Origin of the sequence: Pseudomonas sp. B21128 (assembly GCF_044218865.1) — a bacterium.
Lineage (GTDB): Bacteria > Pseudomonadota > Gammaproteobacteria > Pseudomonadales > Pseudomonadaceae > Aquipseudomonas > Aquipseudomonas iridis.
Window position 1 is genome coordinate 2,895,225 of sequence record NZ_CP162590.1, and the last position, 20,682, is coordinate 2,915,906.

General features: G+C 57.1%; 22 protein-coding genes and 4 tRNA genes. 17 read left to right on the forward strand and 9 right to left on the reverse strand.

The window, feature by feature from the left end; all coding sequences use genetic code 11:
• Positions 1–93 precede the first annotated feature (93 nt).
• The 3 genes from AB4P91_RS12815 to AB4P91_RS12825 all read left to right on the forward strand — a co-directional run bounded on the left by AB4P91_RS12815 (position 94) and on the right by AB4P91_RS12825 (position 467).
• Positions 94–170 (forward strand) — tRNA-Arg (locus AB4P91_RS12815).
• 71 nt (positions 171–241) lie between these two features.
• Positions 242–318, forward strand: a tRNA-Arg gene (locus AB4P91_RS12820).
• A gap of 72 nt (positions 319–390) precedes the next feature.
• Positions 391–467, forward strand: a tRNA-Arg gene (locus tag AB4P91_RS12825).
• 19 nt (positions 468–486) lie between these two features.
• Here AB4P91_RS12825 and AB4P91_RS12830 read toward each other — a convergent pair.
• On the reverse strand, positions 487–1,005 hold the full coding sequence (locus tag AB4P91_RS12830) for a cell envelope protein SmpA (protein WP_395604903.1): 519 nt from the start codon (positions 1,003–1,005) through the stop codon (positions 487–489).
• A 321-nt stretch (positions 1,006–1,326) separates the two neighbouring features.
• Here AB4P91_RS12830 and mgtE point away from each other — a divergent pair, with 321 nt between their 5' ends.
• Complete coding sequence (gene mgtE, locus AB4P91_RS12835) at positions 1,327–2,769, forward strand: magnesium transporter (protein WP_150592956.1); 1,443 nt, start codon at positions 1,327–1,329, stop codon at positions 2,767–2,769.
• 121 nt (positions 2,770–2,890) lie between these two features.
• Here mgtE and AB4P91_RS12840 read toward each other — a convergent pair whose 3' ends face one another.
• Complete coding sequence (locus tag AB4P91_RS12840; RefSeq protein WP_003178899.1) at positions 2,891–3,217, reverse strand: Arc family DNA-binding protein; 327 nt, start codon at positions 3,215–3,217, stop codon at positions 2,891–2,893.
• 388 nt (positions 3,218–3,605) lie between these two features.
• On the opposite strand from AB4P91_RS12840, the gene phnN reads away from it, so the two are divergent.
• Positions 3,606–4,175, forward strand: a complete 570-nt coding sequence (gene phnN / locus AB4P91_RS12845; protein ID WP_395604961.1) for a phosphonate metabolism protein/1,5-bisphosphokinase (PRPP-forming) PhnN — start codon at positions 3,606–3,608, stop codon at positions 4,173–4,175.
• Here phnN and AB4P91_RS12850 read toward each other — a convergent pair.
• Together AB4P91_RS12850 and AB4P91_RS12855 are read right to left on the reverse strand one after the other, a co-directional pair.
• On the reverse strand, positions 4,150–4,329 hold the full coding sequence (locus AB4P91_RS12850) for a PA3371 family protein (RefSeq protein WP_150592957.1): 180 nt from the start codon (positions 4,327–4,329) through the stop codon (positions 4,150–4,152). The genes phnN and AB4P91_RS12850 overlap by 26 nt on opposite strands.
• A 20-nt stretch (positions 4,330–4,349) precedes the next feature.
• Positions 4,350–4,586, reverse strand: coding sequence for a hypothetical protein (locus AB4P91_RS12855; protein WP_150592958.1), 237 nt, complete (start codon positions 4,584–4,586; stop codon positions 4,350–4,352).
• 295 nt (positions 4,587–4,881) lie between these two features.
• Here AB4P91_RS12855 and AB4P91_RS12860 point away from each other — a divergent pair.
• A tRNA-Arg gene (locus AB4P91_RS12860) sits at positions 4,882–4,958 on the forward strand.
• A gap of 140 nt (positions 4,959–5,098) precedes the next feature.
• Positions 5,099–5,485: a c-type cytochrome gene (locus AB4P91_RS12865; protein ID WP_150686863.1), complete on the forward strand. Its 387-nt coding sequence runs from the start codon at positions 5,099–5,101 to the stop codon at positions 5,483–5,485.
• 66 nt (positions 5,486–5,551) lie between these two features.
• Here the strand turns inward: AB4P91_RS12865 and AB4P91_RS12870 are convergent, their stop codons facing one another.
• A complete protein-coding gene (locus tag AB4P91_RS12870) occupies positions 5,552–6,925 on the reverse strand; it encodes a lysozyme inhibitor LprI family protein (RefSeq protein WP_395604904.1) in 1,374 nt (457 codons plus the stop codon).
• Positions 6,926–7,143: 218 nt separating this feature from the next.
• Here AB4P91_RS12870 and AB4P91_RS12875 point away from each other — a divergent pair, with 218 nt between their 5' ends.
• From AB4P91_RS12875 to AB4P91_RS12890, 4 genes are all read left to right on the forward strand, one after another.
• The gene (locus tag AB4P91_RS12875) at positions 7,144–8,748 is read left to right on the forward strand and encodes a tetratricopeptide repeat-containing response regulator (protein WP_150592961.1); all 1,605 of its coding nucleotides are present in this window, start codon (positions 7,144–7,146) and stop codon (positions 8,746–8,748) included.
• Positions 8,745–9,437, forward strand: coding sequence for a sensor histidine kinase KdpD (locus AB4P91_RS12880; RefSeq protein ID WP_150592962.1), 693 nt, complete (start codon positions 8,745–8,747; stop codon positions 9,435–9,437). Before AB4P91_RS12875 ends, AB4P91_RS12880 begins: the two co-directional genes overlap by 4 nt.
• Positions 9,438–9,637: 200 nt before the next feature.
• Positions 9,638–10,879: a glutamine synthetase family protein gene (locus AB4P91_RS12885; protein WP_395604962.1), complete on the forward strand. Its 1,242-nt coding sequence runs from the start codon at positions 9,638–9,640 to the stop codon at positions 10,877–10,879.
• Between the two features lie 69 nt (positions 10,880–10,948).
• Positions 10,949–12,331 (forward strand): MFS transporter, encoded by a 1,383-nt coding sequence (locus AB4P91_RS12890; protein ID WP_150592964.1) that lies wholly within the window; start codon positions 10,949–10,951, stop codon positions 12,329–12,331.
• A gap of 65 nt (positions 12,332–12,396) precedes the next feature.
• Here AB4P91_RS12890 and AB4P91_RS12895 read toward each other — a convergent pair whose 3' ends face one another.
• The 4 genes from AB4P91_RS12895 to flgA all read right to left on the reverse strand — a co-directional run bounded on the left by AB4P91_RS12895 (position 12,397) and on the right by flgA (position 15,001).
• Positions 12,397–13,143, reverse strand: coding sequence for a flagellar brake protein (locus AB4P91_RS12895; RefSeq protein ID WP_150592965.1), 747 nt, complete (start codon positions 13,141–13,143; stop codon positions 12,397–12,399).
• Between the two features lie 92 nt (positions 13,144–13,235).
• A complete protein-coding gene (locus tag AB4P91_RS12900; protein WP_042560524.1) occupies positions 13,236–13,703 on the reverse strand; it encodes a flagella synthesis protein FlgN in 468 nt (155 codons plus the stop codon).
• 48 nt (positions 13,704–13,751) lie between these two features.
• A complete protein-coding gene (gene flgM / locus AB4P91_RS12905; RefSeq protein ID WP_042560523.1) occupies positions 13,752–14,078 on the reverse strand; it encodes a flagellar biosynthesis anti-sigma factor FlgM in 327 nt (108 codons plus the stop codon).
• Positions 14,079–14,239: 161 nt separating this feature from the next.
• Complete coding sequence (flgA, locus tag AB4P91_RS12910; RefSeq protein ID WP_395604905.1) at positions 14,240–15,001, reverse strand: flagellar basal body P-ring formation chaperone FlgA; 762 nt, start codon at positions 14,999–15,001, stop codon at positions 14,240–14,242.
• An 81-nt stretch (positions 15,002–15,082) separates the two neighbouring features.
• On the opposite strand from flgA, the gene AB4P91_RS12915 reads away from it, so the two are divergent.
• The 6 genes from AB4P91_RS12915 to flgE all read left to right on the forward strand — a co-directional run bounded on the left by AB4P91_RS12915 (position 15,083) and on the right by flgE (position 20,223).
• Positions 15,083–16,015 (forward strand): chemotaxis protein CheV, encoded by a 933-nt coding sequence (locus tag AB4P91_RS12915; RefSeq protein ID WP_042560522.1) that lies wholly within the window; start codon positions 15,083–15,085, stop codon positions 16,013–16,015.
• Between the two features lie 46 nt (positions 16,016–16,061).
• Positions 16,062–16,889 carry a protein-glutamate O-methyltransferase CheR gene (gene cheR, locus AB4P91_RS12920; RefSeq protein WP_150597778.1) on the forward strand — a complete coding sequence of 276 codons (828 nt, stop codon included), beginning with the start codon at positions 16,062–16,064 and terminating at the stop codon, positions 16,887–16,889.
• A 367-nt stretch (positions 16,890–17,256) separates the two neighbouring features.
• A complete protein-coding gene (flgB, locus tag AB4P91_RS12925; protein ID WP_042560520.1) occupies positions 17,257–17,667 on the forward strand; it encodes a flagellar basal body rod protein FlgB in 411 nt (136 codons plus the stop codon).
• 3 nt (positions 17,668–17,670) lie between these two features.
• Positions 17,671–18,114 carry a flagellar basal body rod protein FlgC gene (flgC, locus tag AB4P91_RS12930; RefSeq protein ID WP_395604906.1) on the forward strand — a complete coding sequence of 148 codons (444 nt, stop codon included), beginning with the start codon at positions 17,671–17,673 and terminating at the stop codon, positions 18,112–18,114.
• Positions 18,115–18,129: 15 nt separating this feature from the next.
• The gene (flgD, locus tag AB4P91_RS12935; RefSeq protein ID WP_395604907.1) at positions 18,130–18,858 is read left to right on the forward strand and encodes a flagellar hook assembly protein FlgD; all 729 of its coding nucleotides are present in this window, start codon (positions 18,130–18,132) and stop codon (positions 18,856–18,858) included.
• A gap of 30 nt (positions 18,859–18,888) precedes the next feature.
• Positions 18,889–20,223, forward strand: a complete 1,335-nt coding sequence (flgE, locus tag AB4P91_RS12940; protein WP_150592969.1) for a flagellar hook protein FlgE — start codon at positions 18,889–18,891, stop codon at positions 20,221–20,223.
• Positions 20,224–20,682 lie beyond the last annotated feature (459 nt).

The window sequence follows — 20,682 nt, forward strand, 5'->3', positions numbered from 1 at the left end:
CGTCGTAATCTGGCTTTTTCGGTAAGTTGTTGAAATTACTAGAAAAAGTGGTTGGAATAGAGATTAGACGGGCTATAATGCGGCGCAACAAATGCACTCGTAGCTCAGCTGGATAGAGTACTCGGCTACGAACCGAGCGGTCACAGGTTCGAATCCTGTCGAGTGCACCATTTAAGAGTCAGTTACAGCAATGTAAGTGACTTGCTTCAACCAGGTGTGATCTGGTCTAAAAAACACAAATGCACTCGTAGCTCAGCTGGATAGAGTACTCGGCTACGAACCGAGCGGTCACAGGTTCGAATCCTGTCGAGTGCACCACTTAAGAGTTAGTTGCAGCAATGTAAGTAACTCGGTTTCAGCCAGTTGTGGTCTGGTCTAAAAACACAAAATGCACTCGTAGCTCAGCTGGATAGAGTACTCGGCTACGAACCGAGCGGTCACAGGTTCGAATCCTGTCGAGTGCACCATATACCGAAAAGCCCGCGTTTAACGCGGGCTTTTTGCTGTCCGGGATTTGGCTTTTGCCTTGACGCAGCCTCTCTCATCAAAATCGACTTGAGCACTTCGGCCTCGTTTGAGGTCGTATCGATAGCTTGTCGTCGACGTCCGAATATTCACCTTGTCCGGTTTGCCGAGCGCGCTTTCGACATCCTGCTGACTCATGCCGGCAATCACGTGTCGATTGATGATCGCTTCGCGGCGTTGTCTGGCGTTGATCAGATTTCCGCATTTGTCTGGTGTGCGACCAACGATGCCCGGTTCGCGGCCTGTGTTTTTCATACCGGATATTTCTTCGTGGTTGTGCTCCGGCATGATTGCCACGACCGATCCGGGGAGGTAGGGGTGAACCTCCTGAACTGAAAGTTTTTCACCGTTCGCGCAACTCATCGACGTGAACGTGATGCTGCCGTCGGGGGCTTCGCAGCGATGCAGGCTGGTTGCAGCGCTGGCAGGCGGTAGGGAGAGCAGGCTGGTGAGTACAAAAAGCGAAGTTTTCGATGGCATTCGATGTCCTCCATGACAATCTCCGTTCAAGGGTAGTCGCTACAATCTTCGCCGCTGGTGTGTTTTCTTTTCAGGATGAGTCGTCGCATCTACATGGATCAGGATGGCGCTCAGGTTTGTCTCGCAAGCGCTTGTTTCAGCCACGATTTTTTAGCGTGTTAAACCGTTAGGCGGTGTATCATTGCGCCCGTCAGCCCCGCCGGGGCTTATGGAATACCTCCATGGACTTACCCAGTAGCTACTCAGTACCCCGTTTTTCCAATCATGAATTGACTGATTGATCCTTCCGGCGTGCCCCGCTGCTGGGAGTGGAGTTCGCCTATGTCTGAAATCGAAGTAAAGAAAACACAGGAAAGCCTGCAGGACCGCCTGGCTCAGGTCGTCGAGTTGCTGCAGCGCCAACGGGTCGTCGAAGACCTGACTCACCGCCAGGAAGGCGCGCATCACGACCGGGTGGAAAACCTGGTTCACCGGCAAAATCTGGTCGAGCTGCAACGCAAGCTCGATGATCTGCACTCCGCCGACGTCGCCTACATACTTGAAGCCTTGCCGCTGGACGATCGTCTGACGCTTTGGCAACTGGTCAAGGCCGATCGCGACGGCGACATTCTTCTCGAAGTATCCGATTCCGTCCGTGAAACGCTGATCGCCGACATGGACGATCACGAGCTCCTGGCCGCCGCCAAGGACATGGACGCCGACGAACTTGCTGACCTGGCCTCCGAGCTGCCGCGAGACGTCGTACATGGGCTGATGGAGAGCCTGGATAACCAGCAGCGCGAGCGTGTGCGTTCGGCCCTGTCTTATGACGAGGATCAGGTCGGTGCGCTGATGGACTTCGAGATGGTGACTATCCGTGAGGATGTCAGCCTTGAAGTGGTTCTGCGCTACCTGCGTCGTCTGAAGGAGCTACCGGGGCATACCGACAAGCTGTTCGTGGTCGATTACGACGGCGTGCTCAAAGGCGTGCTCCCGATCAAGCGTTTGCTGGTCAATGATCCGGAAAAACAGGTTGCCGAGGTGATGGCCAGCGATCCGGTGAGTTTCCACCCGGACGAAGACGCCTACGACGCCGCACAGGCGTTCGAGCGTTACGACTTGATCTCCGCCCCTGTGGTCGACAAGACCGGCAAGCTGATCGGTCGTCTGACCATCGACGAGATGGTCGACCTGATTCGTGAAGAGAGCGAAAGCGAAGTTCTCAACATGGCCGGTCTGCGTGAGGAGGAAGACATCTTCGCCTCCGTGTGGAAATCACTGCGCAACCGTTGGGCGTGGCTGGCGATCAACTTGATCACCGCGTTCGTCGCCTCTCGAGTGATTGGCTTGTTCGAAGGCTCGATCGAGAAGCTGGTAGCGCTCGCGGCGCTGATGCCGATTGTGGCGGGTATCGGCGGCAACTCGGGTAATCAGACGATCACCATGATTGTGCGAGCCATGGCGCTGGATCAGGTGAGCACCGGCAACACTTCACGGTTGATGCGTAAAGAGTTGGCAGTCGGGCTGATCAACGGCCTGGTCTGGGGTGGGGTGATTGGCGTAGTCGCTTACCTGCTTTATGGCAGCTGGTCGCTGGGCGTGGTCATGACGGCCGCAATGACGCTCAATCTGTTGCTCGCTGCGCTCATGGGTGTATTCATTCCCATGACCTTGGCGAAGATGGGCCGCGATCCCGCAATGGGTGCAAGTGTGATGATCACCGCAGTCACGGACAGCGGTGGCTTCTTCATTTTCCTGGGGCTGGCAACGATCTTCCTGCTCTGATCTGCTGCAATTAAACAGCCCGCTCAATTGGCGGGCTTTTTTATGTCTGCGAAAACTGCCAAGCCAAATTCTGGGTAAAAAAAAGCCAGCAATAACGCTGGCTTGACATGTTCGATAGGGCTCAGGACGCGTCTGCGGCCATTTCGGCGTCGTGTGCAATCAAGGACACCAGTGCGTTCTGTTGACGGTGAGACAGTTGGCGGAAGCGTTGCAGCAGTTCACGTTCGTGCAACGACAGCTCAGGGCTGTCCAGGCGCATGCTCAGCTCTTCGCCCAATGCACCTTCCTGAATAAGACTCTGCTCAAGGCGCGCAATGATTTCAGAGTTCATGCTGCGATGATGATTGCGAGCCACCTCGGCAATGCGTTCACGCATTCCGTCTGGCAGACGTACGACAAACTTGTCAGCCGTACGGCTGGAATAAATTGCCTGTTTCAATGGGCGCATATATTTAACCGGTTAGTTCAGGGGAGCGGTTCTCGGGATTGGCCGCAGGATGTGTGGTAGGACACGCATTTGCGCCAAATGGTTCAACCTGAATTGTTAAGAGGCCCGCATCATGCCTCAAAATTGCCAGATCATTGGCGTCAATTCTGTGACAAATATTGATCCGGATAAAGGCTTAATGCCAGCACCAATTATCAGAAATGCGGACTGGTTTGAAAACTTTGACCTGAGTCGCATCCCTGTCCGCTTCCTGGCGCGCACCAGTTGATGTCCAAAGACGTCACAAGGTGCATGCTATGTGGCGTTCGATCCTTGTCCCTTATCTACACAGAATAGTGGCATTTTGCCGATTTACTAGCGCTGAAGCATGCCGGAGGGCGTTTTCGAGATGGATGGCAGGCTTATTTATCTGATGGGACCGTCCGGTTCCGGCAAAGACAGCTTGATTGAGGCAGCGCGTGAGCCATTGCGCACGCTCGGCTGCGAAGTGATACGCCGGGTGATTACGCGCTCGGCCGAATCGGTAGGCGAGGATGCGATCGGCGTGATGCCGCAGGAGTTCGAAAGGCGTCAGCGCGCAGGGGATTTTTCCCTGGCGTGGCAGGCCAATGGCCTTGCCTATGGCATTCCTGCGCAAATGGATCAATGGCTCAAGGATGGGCGGCACGTGCTGGTAAACGGCTCTCGCGCCAACCTTCGGCAAGCCCTGGAGTGCTATCCGACGCTGTTACCGGTTTTGCTGACAGTCAAGGATGAAGTTTTGCGTGAGCGCCTGCTCAGACGTGGCCGTGAGACGCTTCAGCAAATTGATGCGAGGCTGGCCCGCAACGCCCTGTTCAAGGACAGGCGATCAACCGACGAGGTTGTTTACCTGATAGACAACTCGGGTGATTTGGCTGACGCGGTCAGCCATCTATTGGATTTTATCCGTCTCAACGCAGAACCGGATCAAACTTGAATTTGCGCCCGGCCACCAGTGCCAATACGAACAACACCGTAAATACGCCACAGCCAACCAGAGGCAGGGTGATTTCGGTTTCCTCGAACAGCGATAAATGCAAAACGCCACTGACTAAGGCGAGGATCAGAAATCCTGCAGCTGACTTGGACATGCTGTACTCCTGAAGATATTTCAAAAAACCAGACGTTCGGTAGCGTGAGCTGACAATGCCTGCTCAGGCTCGCTGACCGCCTGTGGGACGAAACTGTGCTGGTCGCTCAACACCGCTAACTGCGGCGCTTTTTGCACCTGCAAGTAGTGCGGCATGCGTTGAGCCACCGACTCTGGCGCAGCTCGCTCCGGGATGAAGTGAAAACCCATCAAAACCGCGAATGCAATTGCGTTTGCAAGCAAGAGAGTGCTGTTCATGGGACGGTGCTCCGATTGTTCTTCTATTGAACAGACAAAGCAGCCGTCGTGCCAACAGTCTAACCGCTGTTAAGTCCTTTAAAAACAAGGATTTGAGCGGCATTGTCGGATGTTGCGGGTTGCAATCTGCAATGCTGGCATTTTGCAGTAGTGCAAAATGCACGGTAAAGCTTCCCTCAGCATTGCGAGGCGCCTGCCTACACTTAAAAAGCCCTACGGACGACATGACAAATCGGGGCCCGGCCGTTAACATGCACGCCGTCCGTCGCGCAGCGTCTGCTGCCGACAACTCAGTGTCTCAGTAGCTCAATTGGATAGAGCATCCCCCTCCTAAGGGGAAGGTTGGCAGTTCGAACCTGCCCTGGGACACCATCTATTTCAGGCCTTCTGGCCACTCCTCTGCCAGCCGCGTTTCCTGCTATGGCAGCGCGGCAGCTGCAGGATAAGATAAAGCCCCTTTCAGAATGATCTGGAAGGGGCTTTTTCGTCTTCACGGTTTAAGGATGTTGCCAATGGATGGCCTGAAAACACTGTGCATCGTTTCGCTTGGATGTTTATCGCTGATGCAACCGTCGCGGTCGTTTGCAGATAATGTCAGCGGAAAGAACCTCTATTCCCAGCGGTGCGCCATGTGCCACGGGACAGATCTCAAAGCAACAGGGCCATTGGCTGATAGAAGCAATCCACCCACGCCTGATCTGACAACATCCGCTTTCAAACAACGATTGAAGGCTTATCCGGGCGTTATCGTGTCATCAATAATTCTTCGCCCAAATGGGGATTTGATCCCCCGGACGTTGCAAGAGAATGGTGTAAAACTGGCGCCGCACGCTTGGACGGTTAAGGATTTTCGCGATTTGAATCAGTACATGAGTGATGTGATTTCGAAGAGCCGATGATTTCAGATCAAGCAAAGCCCCGCGTAGCGCCGGTTGTCGGGGCTTTTTCATGCGCGGGCATCGAGACTACTCCTCGGCGCCACCTCCGGGTTTGCCGATTGAAGTGCTCATCTCGGTAATGCGCCGACGGCCGTTAACCTTGTAGTCACGTTCTTGTTCTGCTTGGCCCGGTTTGCGCACAGTCATTTGCGCATACAAGCCATCCTTCGCACTGTAGGTGCCGAACCAGTTATTCATCCTCGCAATAAAACACTCGCCACCGATGATCACCGGGAAGTCGGCGACTGGTTCGATGGCGTAATAGCCTGCTCCGTAGCCGTAATACTCCTCGCTGTCTGTGGCGGACTCAGGAATGGGGCAGAGGGGCTTTCTTTCTGGTGCGGTGTCGGGCGTGTGTTCCTCGACGGTAGCCAGGCCTTGGGCAAGTGCATGGTGCAGGTCTGGCTTCAGCTTATAAGTGGTTTTGTGATCATCAGACTGAATGCGGGGGATACTGAGTCGATAGCGATAGCGAACCGTCAACTTCGGCACTTCGCGGTTTACCTGCAACGGACTGAGCAGGTAGACATCATCAATGCCGTACCCGCTGTCGCGATAGGCGGCATAGACCTTGCCGCGAATGCTGATCCAGCTCACGGACTGGTTGGCGCCGCGATCACTAGTGGAATAGAGGACGCCGCCAATTGATTCTCCGTCCGACGCTGGTGTCCTGCGGGTGAACTTATCTCCGTCACGGTGATAAGTTCCAACGGAAGTGTAGAGACTGGTACCGCCGTTATAAGTCTGAACAATCAGGTCACGTTGCCCGTCACCGTCGAGATCCCGCAGCGTAAAGGATGTCGGGCCCAGTGCGGTGTCAGCCTCGAAATCAGTGGCGCTCAAGGCCTTCCACTCATTTCGCGAAACGCCTTTGGGGATGGTTTTAGGGAAGTGCGTTTTATCAGAATATTGATCGGCGTCCGGCTCTGCAGAAAATGTGGTTTCAGTGTTTTTTAACGACAGTGAAACGAGTGCTCGTTCCAGGGCAAACTCCGGATCATTTTTACTGATTGCCCGAATACTGTTCTGAAGATCATCCAATACCTGTTTGTCGACGCCACTCGGCTGATGGGCGACAACTTCTGACCACTGCGCCTGCAAAACCTTCAGTTGCTCGCGGTAGCGTTGATCCAGGCAGGCGACATCTTCAACGCATCCGTTGCGCGCTTTCAGCCAAAGCCGCTGAGTACGTTTGAGCTCGGGTTGTGCCTCGACAGAAGCCTTCATCAACCCCCGATAAACCGTCCCCATCTGCGCATCCAGTTCATACAAACCTTTATTCGCGCAGATAGTGTTTTCAACGGCATTCGCCGCTTTGCTGCAGTCCATTGCGTTCGCCATTGCCTGCTGGAGAAACAGCAGCGCACAGGCGGACACGATGTAGCGTCCTTTGATGTACACGAAGTAAGCCTTGTAGTGAAAGTTGTGCGGGCGCGCAGAGTAATCGCAGTGCAAGGAATCTTGAAGCACCCGCTTCAGGGAACGCGACTTCTGGCCGATAACCCAAACGGTGAGTTCAGACTTGCGTGAAAACGCTTGATAGCATTTTGCCGGCAGTTATCATCTGCGCGCCTGAAATCGTCCTTGGTTCATCTACTTCAATTGCCTGGAAATCCTCGATGCTGTCGTATCACCAAAAGCGTTTTCTGATCGTCGATGATTTCTCGGATTTTCGCAGTTCCGTGCGCTCGATGTTGCGCGAACTGGGCGTCAAGGACGTGGACACGGCAGACACCGGCGAGCAGGCGCTGAAGATGTGTGCGCAGAAGTCCTACGATTTCATCCTGCAGGATTTTCACCTCGGCGACGGTAAAAAGAACGGCCAGCAAGTCCTCGAAGACTTGATGGTGGAAAAGCTCATCAGTCATGAAGCGGTGTTCGTCATGGTGACCGCCGAGACCAGTCAGGCGATGGTGCTCAGTGCTCTTGAGCATGAGCCGGATGCCTACCTGACCAAACCGTTCAACCGCTCGGGTCTGGCTCAGCGCCTTGAGCGTCTGGAGCAGCGCAAGACGTTGCTCAAGCCGATTCTGCAAGCGCTCGATCGTGGCAAACCGGTCGAGGTGCTCAATGCCTGCATCGCCCTGTGCAAGCAGGACATCCGCTATTCGCCGCTGTGCCTGCGTTACCGTGCCGATGCGCTGCGCGACCTGAATCAGAACGAAGCGCTGGAGCGTCTGTACGACAGCATCATTGCTGATCGGCCGCTGCCTTGGGCATTCGCCGGGTTGGGCAAGTTGTTGTTCAAGCGTGGCCAGGTTGCCCAAGCCAAAGGTGTGTACGAGAAAGCCCTGAAAGCGTTCCCGCTGATGCCGTCGCTGTATGACGGCATGGCCGATGTGCTGGTTGCCGAGGGCGATACCAAAGGCGCGCAGCGGGTGCTGGAAGAGGCGATCCGGTTGTCGCCACTGGCGGTGCGTCGACAGGCGTTACTGGGGAAACTGGCGATGGCCAACGAGGATTTTGACACCGCCTCGCGCGCTTATCGTCAGGCCGTGGCGCAAGGCGCGCAGTCGCGATTCAAGGATGCGGAAAGCAACCTCGGCCTGGCCCACGCATTGATCAGCAAGGGCAGCGAGCGCGGTCTCGACACCCGCACGCGGCTTGAGATCAACACCACGCTGAGCGCCGTGGCCAAAGAGAACCCGAGCGATCCGGGCCTGCAGATTCGGGCGCGTCTGATGAAGGCCACCAGCCTGCTGCTCAACGATGCCGAAACCGCTGACAAGCTCACCGAGCAGGCGATGATGCGCCTCGACGGCATGGAGCAGTTCATGAGTCCGGAGGCGGCGTTGCTGGTCGCCAAGCAGTTGCAGATGCTCGGTCAGGCCGAGGCGGGTAACTCGATGCTCAAGAGCTGTGCGGAAATCTACGGCGACGATCCGGCGGTAATGAAAGACATCGCCAAGCTCACCGATGACCCGACGATCCTCAGTTCCAGCAACGCCGCCGCCGACCTCAACCGTCAGGGTGTGCGCGTGTACAAGACCGGCAATCTGGTGGAGGCCCGCGAGGTGTTCCGCAAGGCGCTGAAGATGCAACCGAAGAACATCAGTATTGCGCTGAACATGGCCCAGTCGCTGCTGCACGGCACCGACACCAGTGTGCCGTCGGCGGAGCTGGAAGAATGTCGGGCCTGCCTGAAAATGGTCGGCCTGATGCCCGACACCGACGCGCGTCATGCGCGTTATCAGAAGCTGAAAAGCAAGGCGTTTGGCGAATGAACCAAGACGAGCAGGCTCTCGATTTTTCCACGGTGATTGCCTCCACCGTCCACGACATGAAGAACTCGCTGGCCATGCTCATGCAGGCCCACAGCCAATGGCTGGCGCGTTTGCCGCAGGGACAACGCGAAGGCACGGAGCAGGGCGTGATCGACTTCGAGTTCGCCCACCTCAACGGCATGCTGGTGCAACTGCTCGGGCTCTATAAGCTCGGCGTCAACCAGATGCCTTTGCAGCCGGCGTACCACGAACTCGATGATTTCATCGAGGCGCAACTGGCGGCGCATCAAGAGGTGTTTGCCAGTCGCGGGATCATCGCGACCTATGAAGTTGATCCGCTGATTCCGCTGGGTTTCTTCGACCGTGAATTGGTCGCTTCGGTGTTGGGCAACTGCATCAACAACGCCATCCGTTACGCCCGCGAGTCGTTGCTGATTACTGTCAGTGACGAGGCCGGGCAATTGGTCATCAGCATCAACGATGACGGTGACGGTTATCCGGCCCAGATGCTCGAGCGTCAGGCCGACTACGTGCAGGGCATCAATCACAGCAGCGGCAGCACCGGGCTAGGCCTGTATTTCGCCAATCGAATTGCGGCGTTGCATCAGCGCAATGGCGTTGAAGGGCGCACCGAAATCGGTAATGGCGGGCCGCTGGGTGGCGGGGTTTTCAGTCTTTATCTACCGTGACGCGGGATTTTGTTTGACGCTGCTTGATATTGCGAACAGCCGGAGCCTATTTTGTACGGGTCGCCGTTCGCGGCTCGCAAAATAACAAGGATTGCGTCATGACAACCGATGGCCAGCGTTCACTCGCACAGCGACTGACGGGCATTGATGAGATTGAATGTGTCACGCCGGATTTGAACGGCGTTCCACGGGGCAAGGTAATGACTGCCGAGGGTTTCCTCGAAGGGCGGCGTTTGCAGTTGGCGCGGGGAGTGCTGCTGCAATGCATCATGGGGGGATATCCGCCGGCGCGGTTTTACGGCAGCGATGACGGCGACCTGGCGCTGATTGCCGAGCCAGGCCAGATTCATCGCTTGCCGTGGAGCGACGAGCCGCGTGCCCTGGCGATCTGCGATGCTGATGAGCTGACCGGCGAAAGCTCCAATCTGTCGACCCGCGGTCAGCTCAAGGCCGTCATCGCCCGTTACGCGGCGCGCGGCCTGGCACCGGTGGTGGCGACCGAGCTGGAGTTCTTCGTGTTCGCGCCCAACACCGATCCAACCCAACCGTTTCGCCCGCCAATCGGCCTCGATGGCCGGCGCGAGGACGGTTTGTCGGCGTTCAGCGTCAGCTCCAATAACGGTCTGCGGCCGTTCTTCAGCGAAGTGTACAAATGCATGGCGGCCCTTGGTTTGCCACGCGATACCTTCATGCATGAAATGGGCGTCAGCCAGTTCGAGATCAACCTGCTGCATGGCGATCCGCTGCTGTTGGCCGACCAGACGTTCCTGTTCAAGCATCTGCTTAAAGAAGTCGCGCTCAAGCACGGCTTGACCGTGGTGTGCATGGCCAAACCGCTGGCGCACACGCCGGGCAGCTCGATGCATATTCACCAGAGCATCGTCGACATCGCTACGGGCAAAAACGTCTTCAGTGACCCTCACGGCGAGCCGACCGCGATGTTCCGCCACTTCATCGGCGGCCAGCAGGCGGGCATGGCTGATTTCACCGCACTGTTTGCACCCAACGTGAACTCGTACCAGCGTCTGTGCCATCCGTATGCGTCGCCGAACAATGCTTGCTGGTCGCACGATAACCGTGCGGCCGGGTTGCGGATTCCGGCCAGTGCGCCGGTCGCTCGTCGGGTGGAAAACCGTTTGCCGGGCGCCGATGCCAACCCCTATCTGGCGATCGCCGCCAGCCTGGCCGCCGGTTTGCATGGCATCGAGCATGAGCTTGAGCCGAGTGAAGCGATCCAGGGCGAGTTCGAGGTGCCGGACAATCTTTCGCTGCCGTGTACCTTGCACGCCGCGCTTGAGCGTCTGAAGCGTAGTCAATTGGCGAGGGAACTGTTTGGACAGGAGTTCATCGAAGGCTACATCGCTTCGAAGACCATGGAACTGACCAGCTTCTTTGATGAAATAACTCCCTGGGAACGGCGTGTTCTAGCAGCCCAGGCCTGACGTACCATCGTCACCGGGCTATCGTTCTGGTAGCCCGATCTTTACTGCAAGGAGCCGCTCGGAACGCCGATGCGCCAAATCTGGAAATCCTTTCGAGCGCTGTATTTCGCCTCGCTGATGATGTTGATCGGCTCGGGCCTTTTGTCTACGTATCTGGCGTTGCGCCTGGCGGCCGAGAATGTCGACGGACTGTGGGTCGGTGCGCTGATGGCGGCCAACTATTTCGGCCTGGTGCTGGGCGGCAAGATCGGCCATCGGTTGATCGCCCGGGTCGGCCATATCCGGGCGTATTCCGCGTGTGCCGGGATCGTCGGTGCGGCGGTCCTTGGCCACGGCATGGTCGATTGGTTGCCGGCGTGGCTGGTGCTGCGGACCATCGTCGGTCTGGGCATGATGTGCCAGTACATGGTGATCGAGAGCTGGCTCAATGAGCAGGCCGATGCCAATCAACGTGGATTGGTGTTCAGCGGCTACATGATTGCCTCGTACCTGGGGCTGGTGCTCGGTCAGCTGATTCTGGTCATGCACCCGGGGCTGGGTCTGGAACTGCTGATGCTGGTCGCGCTGTGCTTTGCCCTGTGTCTGGTGCCGGTGACGCTGACCCGGCGGATTCACCCGGCGCCCCTTCATCCGGCGCCGATGGAGCCGCGCTTCTTTATCAAGCGGGTGCCGCAGTCGTTGAGCACGGTGCTCGGTGCGGGATTGATCATCGGCGCGTTTTACGGTCTGGCACCGTTGTATGCGTCGCAGCAGGGACTGTCGACCGAGCAGGTCGGTCTGTTCATGGGTAGCTGCATCTTTGCCGGACTGCTGGTGCAGTGGCCGTTGGGCTGGCTGTCTGATCGTTATGACCGCGCGTTGCTGATCCGTTGTTTCGCCGGTTTTCTTGCGGTGGCGGCCTTGCCCTTGGCGATCTTGCCGCAGGTGCCGCTGGAGGTGCTGTTCGTCGTCGGCTTCTTCTGTTCGCTGGTGCAGTTCTGCCTGTATCCGTTGGCGGTGGCGTTTTCCAACGACCACGTCGAGGGCGATCGGCGCGTGTCGCTGACGGCGATGCTGCTGGTCACTTACGGCGTTGGCGCCAGTATCGGGCCACTGCTGGCGGGTGTGCTGATGAAGTTTCTCGGCAGCCAGAGCCTGTATGCGTTCTTCAGCTTTTTTGCGCTGGTGCTGGTGTGGCGAATCCGCCCGAAAGCCGTGACCAATCTGCATCAGGTCGACGACGCGCCGCTGCATCACGTGGCGATGCCGGACAGCATGTCGAGTTCGCCGCTGGTCGCTGCGCTCGATCCGCGAGTGGATGAGCAGGTGGTGCAGGAGCAGATGCAGAATCCGGTGCCGCCGGAACCAGAGCCGGATCCAGAGCCTGAAAAAGAACCCGCGCCTGAACCAGCAACAAGCCCGGATGAGGACAGCGACACCCCCACGCCGGATATCAGTGGCGCCAGACCTTGAAAATCGGTCGCGCATAAAAAAGGGCAGTCCCGTCAAGGACTGCCCTTTTTATTGGCGCGACCGATTCACATATCGTCTTTGTCGAAACGCCGTGCTTCACGTTGCAACTGATAGACGAAACGCTCGACGTTGCGCGCGGCCTGGCCACTGATGTTGTGGAAGCGCAGGCCGGCGAAGGTGATATTGAGTTTTTCTTCGAAGTGCAGATAACGCAGTTCGACGGAAATCGGCTGGTTGCCGAACAGTGGCGGGGCGATCATACGGTCGTAGACCTGGCCCAGTTGCAGCCGGTCAGTGATGTCGCCTTCAAAGCGCAGTTTGCAACCGGTGGCGGAAATATCCAGCAGCTTGCCTTGAATCGGTGCCTTGAGCTTTTCGCCACCCAGTTCAACGCTGACCAGATCGGTCAGTTTCAGTGCTGCGCGAAACGCGTTGCGGCGCTGGTGATAAACCACTTCGCTCGGCAGTTCGCCGGTGTAAAAACGGTCGCCGTCGGATTCTTCGATGTTCAGTGTACCGTTGCATTCCCAGGCAATGCGTACGCCATCATGGAAGCCTTCAACCCTGAACGGTTCGCCGGCGAGCAGAAAGCGTTCGCCGTCGCGCGGGATCATTTCGTCCAGGGCAATCGAGGCGCTGTCGCGGTCGACTTTGATCAGGTAGCTCTGAAAGCGCTGGCTGCGTTCATGGAACGTGATGATCAGCGGGTCGTGACTGTCTTGCAGTTGACGCAGGTTGCTGGAGATTTCCAGTGGCGTGGTGAGCACCTTAGGGGGCTGCGGAGCATCATCCGCGCTTAGGGCGTTTGGCACGTTCTCTCAATCTCCAGACAAAATTTGACGATGAATGGCCAGCATTTTGCCAGCATGTTCCGCGTGTTGATAGTGCAGGCACATCGAATGGCTCACGCCTGGCTGAAGGTGCGCGGCTTGACGGGTCTGGCGAACGTGCCGCTGGCGTCATACAGCGCTGGCGGTTCGCCCCCGGTGAGGATTTTCAACTGATTGGACGTCGCGGCCTGCTGGATCTGGATCGACTGGCCGTTCTTGGCGTTGGCTGCCTGACACTGGCTGATGAGGTCAGTGAGGGCATCGCCCTGCGTCATCAACTGCTCGCCAATGCTCGACTGGCTGGCCAGTTGCTCGAGCCCTGTGCGGTCAGTCGGCAGGTTCAGGCTGGCGAGGATTTCGCTGCGCTTGCGGCCATGCTGTTCAAGCAGAATGATCAATGCCTGTTTGCGCGCCAGAATTTCTTCCAGCAAGGGCATGTCGCGACCGTGCAAAGCGAGGGCCTCGGTTTGCAGTAACTCCAGCAATTGTTGAGCTGGAGCAAAGTCGTCGTTGATCAGTTGCAGTAAATTGGTGTCGTGCATGGCGGGCCTTGGGTTTTAAGCGTCCAAAAGCCTGGCGCAGGCGAAGGCCTAGCGCTGGGCTTCGAAGTTGAGCAGTTTGCTGGCTACACGGTTGCTGTCGACTTTATAGCTGCCATCGGCAATCGCGGCTTTCAACTCGGCCACACGGGCTTTGTCGACAGCAGGTTGATCGCGCAGCTTGTCAGTGACCTTCTGCAACTGTTGAGCCTCATTGCTGAGGTGTACCGATTCCCCGCTTTTGGCGGTACTGGCCGATTCGGCCGGGGTATTCAGCGGCGCGGAGGTGCCGTTTTCGGCGGTTTCCTTGGCGTTGCTGGTACGCGTACTGCCCGTAAGTGACGAGGAGCTGTTCAAACGGCTGAAATCGATGACCATGATAAAAACCTCTGGGAATTTGGACGCTTGCCATGTTTTCGGCTATCCCCTGGAAAACTTTAGGCCCATTTGCGAATGAGTCTGCATGCGCCGGCGCGTGTCCTGCTGCGGCACAGTTTAGGGAAGCGACGAGGTCCGCGCCAGTTTTCTCACGAGGGCTTCTACATGGCGACTTCCACTTGGCCCGGCGCGGTGACTTGCGCCTTGATGACCCGTTGCGAGTTGAGGTTTTTCACCCGGATCTGTTCTCTCAAGCCGCCATTGGCCAGGGCTTCACCGGGCATGCGCACGGCGAGTGTGCCGCTGCGGGCGATGATGACCACGTGATCGCCTTTGCGCACAACTTCCGCCTGTTCCAGATGCACCAGGGTAATGACCTGATCGGCTACCGTTGGTCGGGTTAATTTCTGCCCGATCGCTTCGTCTACCGACGTCAAAAAACCCTGGTTGATTGTGCTGACATCGCGCTCGCGCAATGTCACGTCCTGAGGCTCGATAATTCCGGCGCGCTTGAGTGGCCGGGTAGTGGTCACAATCTCGCGAAACAGGCGGACTTGAGCGGGTACGAACACGGTCCAGGGGGACGCGCCCTCACAGCGAATCTTGACCGTTACCCGCCCCAAAGGACGTGCCGGACTCTCCAGCGAGGCTGTCAATTCCTTGTCGCACATAGGCATGCGCATGCGGGGATCCAGCTGGTTCACTTCGATTTCGTAGCGGCCTTCCGTTTGACTGGTTGCCAGATAGTCTTCTACGGTGAACTCAAGAAAGCCCTGAGTGACGCCGATAAGCATGTCAGGCAGGGTAACCGCATCAGCAATGACAGGGCTGCCAGCGAAACAGCAGTAAATGGCGGACACCGCGCAAAGCCCTCTGCGGAGGGAAGATGTCAGGCGTCGGAAAAATGTCGTTTGAGCGTTCATACGAGTTAAAAAGCAAGCGCCGTGCCGTTTAGCAATGAATGTGCGTCGCAACAACACTTGGCGTTGGTTTAGGAGTCTGGCATGGCTGGTGTAATGGATTCGGTGAACCAGCGCACGCAACTGGTAGGGCAGAATCGCCTGGAGCTGTTGTTGTTCCGTCTCGACGGTCAGCAGCTCTACGGGATCAACGTGTTCAAGGTTCGGGAAGTGCTGCAATGCCCTTCGCTGACGTTGATGCCCAAGTCCAGTCCTGTCGTGTGCGGGGTGGCAAGTATTCGGGGGGCGACCATTCCGATCCTTGATCTGGCAATGGCGACCGGCTCCGGTGCGTTGAAAGACAAGAAAAACCCGTTCGTGATCATCACGGAGTACAACACCAAGACCCAGGGTTTCCTGGTCCGCTCGGTGGAGCGCATCGTCAACATGAACTGGGAAGAGATTCATCCGCCGCCCAAGGGCACGGGTCGCGATCATTACCTGACCGCTGTGACTCGGGTGGACAATCAGTTAGTCGAAATCATCGACGTCGAGAAAGTGCTGGCGGAAGTCGCACCGACGCCGGAAGCGATTTCGGTCGGCGTGGTCGATGTCGAGACCCAGACCAAAGCATTGTCGCTGCGGGTGCTGACAGTCGATGACTCGTCGGTGGCACGCAAGCAGGTCTCGCGGTGTCTACAGACGGTCGGCGTTGAAGTCGTGGCGTTGAACGACGGCAAGCAGGCGCTGGATTACCTGCGCAAGCTGGTCGACGAGGGCAAGAAGCCGGAAGAAGAGTTCCTGATGATGATCTCCGATATCGAGATGCCGGAGATGGACGGGTACACCCTGACGGCGGAAATCCGCAGCGACCCACGCATGCAAAAGCTTCATATCATCCTGCATACTTCGTTGTCGGGAGTGTTCAATCAGGCGATGGTCAAGAAAGTCGGTGCCGATGACTTTTTGGCCAAATTCCGTCCTGATGACCTGGCATCCCGGGTAGTCGACCGGATCAAAGCAGCAGATATCAGCTAGGGGCCTTCTGCCCCTGGCGGTCAACACGATTTAAGAGGCGGCATCATTGTCTACGGGTAATTTGGATTTCGAACAGTTCCGGGTATTCCTGGAAAAAGCCTGTGGCATTTTGCTCGGTGAAAACAAGCAGTACCTGGTCTCGAGCCGTCTCAACAAGCTGATGGAAGTGCAAGGCATCAAATCCCTGGGTGAGTTGGTTCAGCGCATCCAGACCCAGCCACGCAGCGGTTTGCGCGAGCAGGTGGTCGATGCCATGACGACCAACGAAACCCTGTGGTTTCGTGACACCTATCCGTTTGAAGTCTTGAAGAACAAGGTGCTGCCCGAAGCCATCAAGGCCAGTCCCAACCAGCGTCTGCGGATCTGGTCGGCGGCGTGCTCGTCGGGTCAGGAACCGTACTCGCTGTCGATGTCGATCGATGAGTTCGAGCGCAGCAATCTTGGTCAGTTGAAGATGGGCGTGCAGATCGTTGCCACGGACTTGTCCGGTCTCATGCTGAACAACTGCAAGACCGGCGAGTACGACAGCCTGGCGATCGGTCGCGGTTTGTCCGCCGACCGCTTGCAGCGTTATTTCGACCCGAAAGGGCCGGGTCGCTGGGTGATCAAGGCGCCGATCAAGAACCGGGTGGAGTTCCGCTCGTTCAACTTGCTCGACAGCTATGCAGCGCTGGGCAAGTTCGACATCGTGTTCTGCCGCAACGTGTTGATCTACTTCTCTGCCGAAGTGAAGAAAGACATCCTGTTGCGCATTCACAGCACATTGAAGCCAGGCGGTTATCTGTTCCTCGGCGCTTCCGAAGCGCTGAACGGGTTGCCGGATCATTACAAGATGGTTCAGTGCAGCCCGGGAATCATTTACCAGGCGAAGTAACCGGCATCGGCATCACAAGAGCGGGAGTCCTCAGGGGCTCCCGTTTTTTGTGCCTGGCGATTAATCCGTAATCACCGAAACAACCTGTGGGAGCGGGCTTGCCCTCGATAGCGTCGTGTCAGTCGATTTAGATTGAACAGACAGACCGCCATCGCGGGCAAGCCCGCTCCCACGGATTCAGTGTTGGCTGATAGAGGGGAGGGGCAAGCGGCAGAAAAGCGGCATGTGGCGGAAACCGGTTGCCGCTTTTCTGGCATTGCCGCTTTGCCGATAGCCCGCAAGGCCCCGGTTTACGGGGGTTTCTTGTATTGGCACGCGGCTTGCTAAAGCTCAGTTACGAAAAACCGGTCACCTGAAGGTTCCCGACATGAGCATCAGCTTCGATAAAGCGCTCGGCATTCACGAAAAGGCTTTGGGCTTCCGCGCCCAACGCGCCGAAGTGCTGGCCAACAACATCGCCAACGCCGATACCCCGAACTACAAGGCTCGGGATCTGGACTTCTCCAAAGTGCTGGAAGCACAGACCGAGAAAACCAAAAGCGGCGGCCACTTCGCCCTGAACATGACCAATAGCCGTCACATCGAGGCTGAAGGTCTGGGTAATGGCGACGAATCGCTGCTGTATCGCACGCCGATGCAACCGTCGATCGACCAGAACACCGTTGACGCCCAACTGGAACAGTCCAACTACGCGGAAAACGCCGTGGGCTTCCAGGCCAGCTTCACCCTGCTCAACAGCAAATTCAAAGGGCTGGTTTCAGCCCTGCGCGGAGAGTAATTCATGTCCCTGTCCAGCGTTTTCAACATTGCCGGCAGCGGCATGAGCGCACAAACCACGCGTCTGAACACCGTGGCATCGAACATCGCCAACGCCGAGACCGTCTCGTCGAGCATCGACCAGACCTACCGTGCCCGTCACCCGGTATTCGCTACCATGTTCCAGGGTGGCCAGAGTGGCGGCAGCAACTCGCTGTTCCAGAACCAGGACGCTGCGGGTCAGGGCGTGCAGGTACTCGGTGTCGTCGAAGACCAGAGCAACCTCGAAGCGCGCTACGAGCCGAACCATCCGGCTGCCGATGGCAAGGGCTACGTCTACTACCCGAACGTCAACGTGGTGGAAGAAATGGCTGACATGATTTCCGCGAGCCGGTCCTTCCAGACCAACGCCGAAATGATGAACACCGCCAAAACCATGATGCAGAAGGCACTGACCCTCGGTCAGTAATAAGGGGCGACTGCCATGAGCGTTACCGATACCACCAGCGGCGTCAGCATGAACGACATCCTGGCGAACTCCACGAAGAAGACGAGCAGCACAACTTCGGGCGGCATCGCTTCGGCCACCAACAGCGCCACCGGCGGCCAGGCCTTGGGCAAGGATGCGTTTCTGCAACTGCTGGTCACCCAGCTGAAAAACCAGAACCCGCTCGATCCGCAGGACAACAGTGCATTCGTTGCGCAGTTGGCGCAGTTCAGCAGCCTGGAAGGCATTACCACGCTCAACAGCACCGTTAGCGGGCTGGCCGGCAACTACAACTCTTCGCAAGCGTTGCAGGCGTCGTCTCTGGTTGGCCGCAACGTAATTGTGCAGACCAACACCGCACAGCTCGACGATCCGACCAAAGGCCTGACCGGTTCGGTAAACGTGCCATCGTCCATCGCCGAAGGCACCGTGACCATCACCGACAAGGACGGCAAAACGGTGCGCACCCTCGACCTGGGTAGCCGCGCCGCTGGCGCCGCCAGTTTCACGTGGGATGGCAAGGACACCAGCGGCACCGTGGTACCCGTCGGTACCTACACCTTCAAGGCCAACGCACCGATCAACGGCGCCGCGACGGACCTGGCGACTTACCTGCCAGCCACGGTCAACAGCGTGACGATCAGCCAGACCGGCGGCGAGCTGATGCTCAACCTGGCCGGCAAGGGCTCCGTCGCCCTGTCCAAAGTACAAACCATTGGTATATAGAGCCGACTAACCGGCACAAAGGAGTGGAATATGTCTTTCAATATCGGCCTTAGCGGTCTCTATGCAGCCAACAAACAACTGGACGTGACCGGCAACAACATCGCCAACGTCGCGACTGCCGGATTCAAATCTTCCCGTGCAGAGTTTGAAGACGTCTATTCGGCGACCAAACTGGGCAGCGGTAGCAAGGTCATCGGTAACGGTGTGCGTCTGGCCAACGTTTCGCAGCAGTTCACCCAGGGTGACATCAACAACACCGGTAACGTGTTGGACATGGGCATCAACGGCTCGGGTTTCTTCACCATGAGCAATAACGGCTCGACCTCCTATACCCGTGCCGGTACGTTCAAAGTAGACAATGCCGGTTACATCACCAACACCGATTACACCTCGCGCCTGCAAGGTTACGGTGTGGATGCCAACGGCAAGATCATCAACGGCGTGTTGACCGATCTGAAAATCGACACCTCGAACCTGGCACCGAAGTCGACTTCGGCCGTTGGATCGAGCATCAACTTGAACTCTTCGTCCCCCGTGATCGTTGATACTGGCGCCACCGCCGTCAAGTTCGATCCGTCCAAGGTCGAGACCTACACCAAGTCGTTCAGCACCCCGATCTATGATACGCAGGGCAACAAGCACGACATGGATCAGTATGTGGTGAAGACGGGCGAGAACACCTGGAAGGTGTACACGTTGGTCGACGGTCGTAACCCGGATGCAACGGGTAGCGATCCAAAAACCACTCCGCCAGTGGCATCGACCCTGACCTTTGACTCTGCAGGCAAGTTGACTCAGGTCAGCACACCAAACCCGGCAGATCCGGCCAATCCGATCATCAGCAGCGACCTGAAGATGACAGGCTGGGTGCCGGGTAATGTGATCAACGGTAACTTTGTTCCTAACGGCGCAGCAGCAAACCCGGCGGGTGTGACCATTTCGATGGCCAAGACCACCCAGTACAACGCGGACAACTCGCGTACGATTCCGACTCAGGATGGTTACGCCACTGGCCAGATCACCAACCTGACCATCGACGGCACCGGTACGCTGTTTGCCAACTTCAGTAACAATCAAAGCAAAGCCATCGGCCAGGTTGCATTGGCCAGTTTCACTAACGAGCAGGGTTTGCAGGCTGTTGGTGGTACTAGCTGGAAAGAAACCTTTGCTTCGGGTATTCCGGGTTACGACGCTCCGAAAACCGGTACTCTGGGTTCCATTCAGTCCAACTCGCTGGAAGAGTCGAACGTTAACCTGACCAATGAGCTGGTTGATTTGATCAAGGGTCAATCGAACTATCAGGCGAACGCGAAAACGATTTCGACTCAGAGCACGATCATGCAGACCATTATTCAGATGGCTTGATTCTGGGTTTTTGGCTGTAAAGGGAGCCCCTCTTTTTGAGGGGCTTTTTTGTGGGTGGCGGTTTTGGGGGCGGGGGATATCCGTTGCTGCGATGATGGCTGCTTGAGGTTGTGCCCTGACGTCCGGGTCACTTTGGCAAGCGCCGGAGTGCCGGCCCAGTCCAAAGTAACCAAAGGTCTGTGCCCTCACGTTCGGCCATCTCCCGAGGAGGAGGGAGCGGACTTGTTGGCTATTCAGAGCTTGAACTCGACTCGGTACTCACCTCGGTATGTCTCTACCCATCACCACGGTCAGTCCCCTCTCCCTCGGGGAGAGGGCTAGGGTGAGGGGCTTTTGATCTTTTGCCCCTTCAGCACACCGAGCGAAGGCGATGCCCCCAACCCCAAAAAAACAAAACCCCCGACAAACCAAAAGTCTGTCGGGGGTTCTTTTGCCTGGAAGAATCAGGCGTTTCGCAAC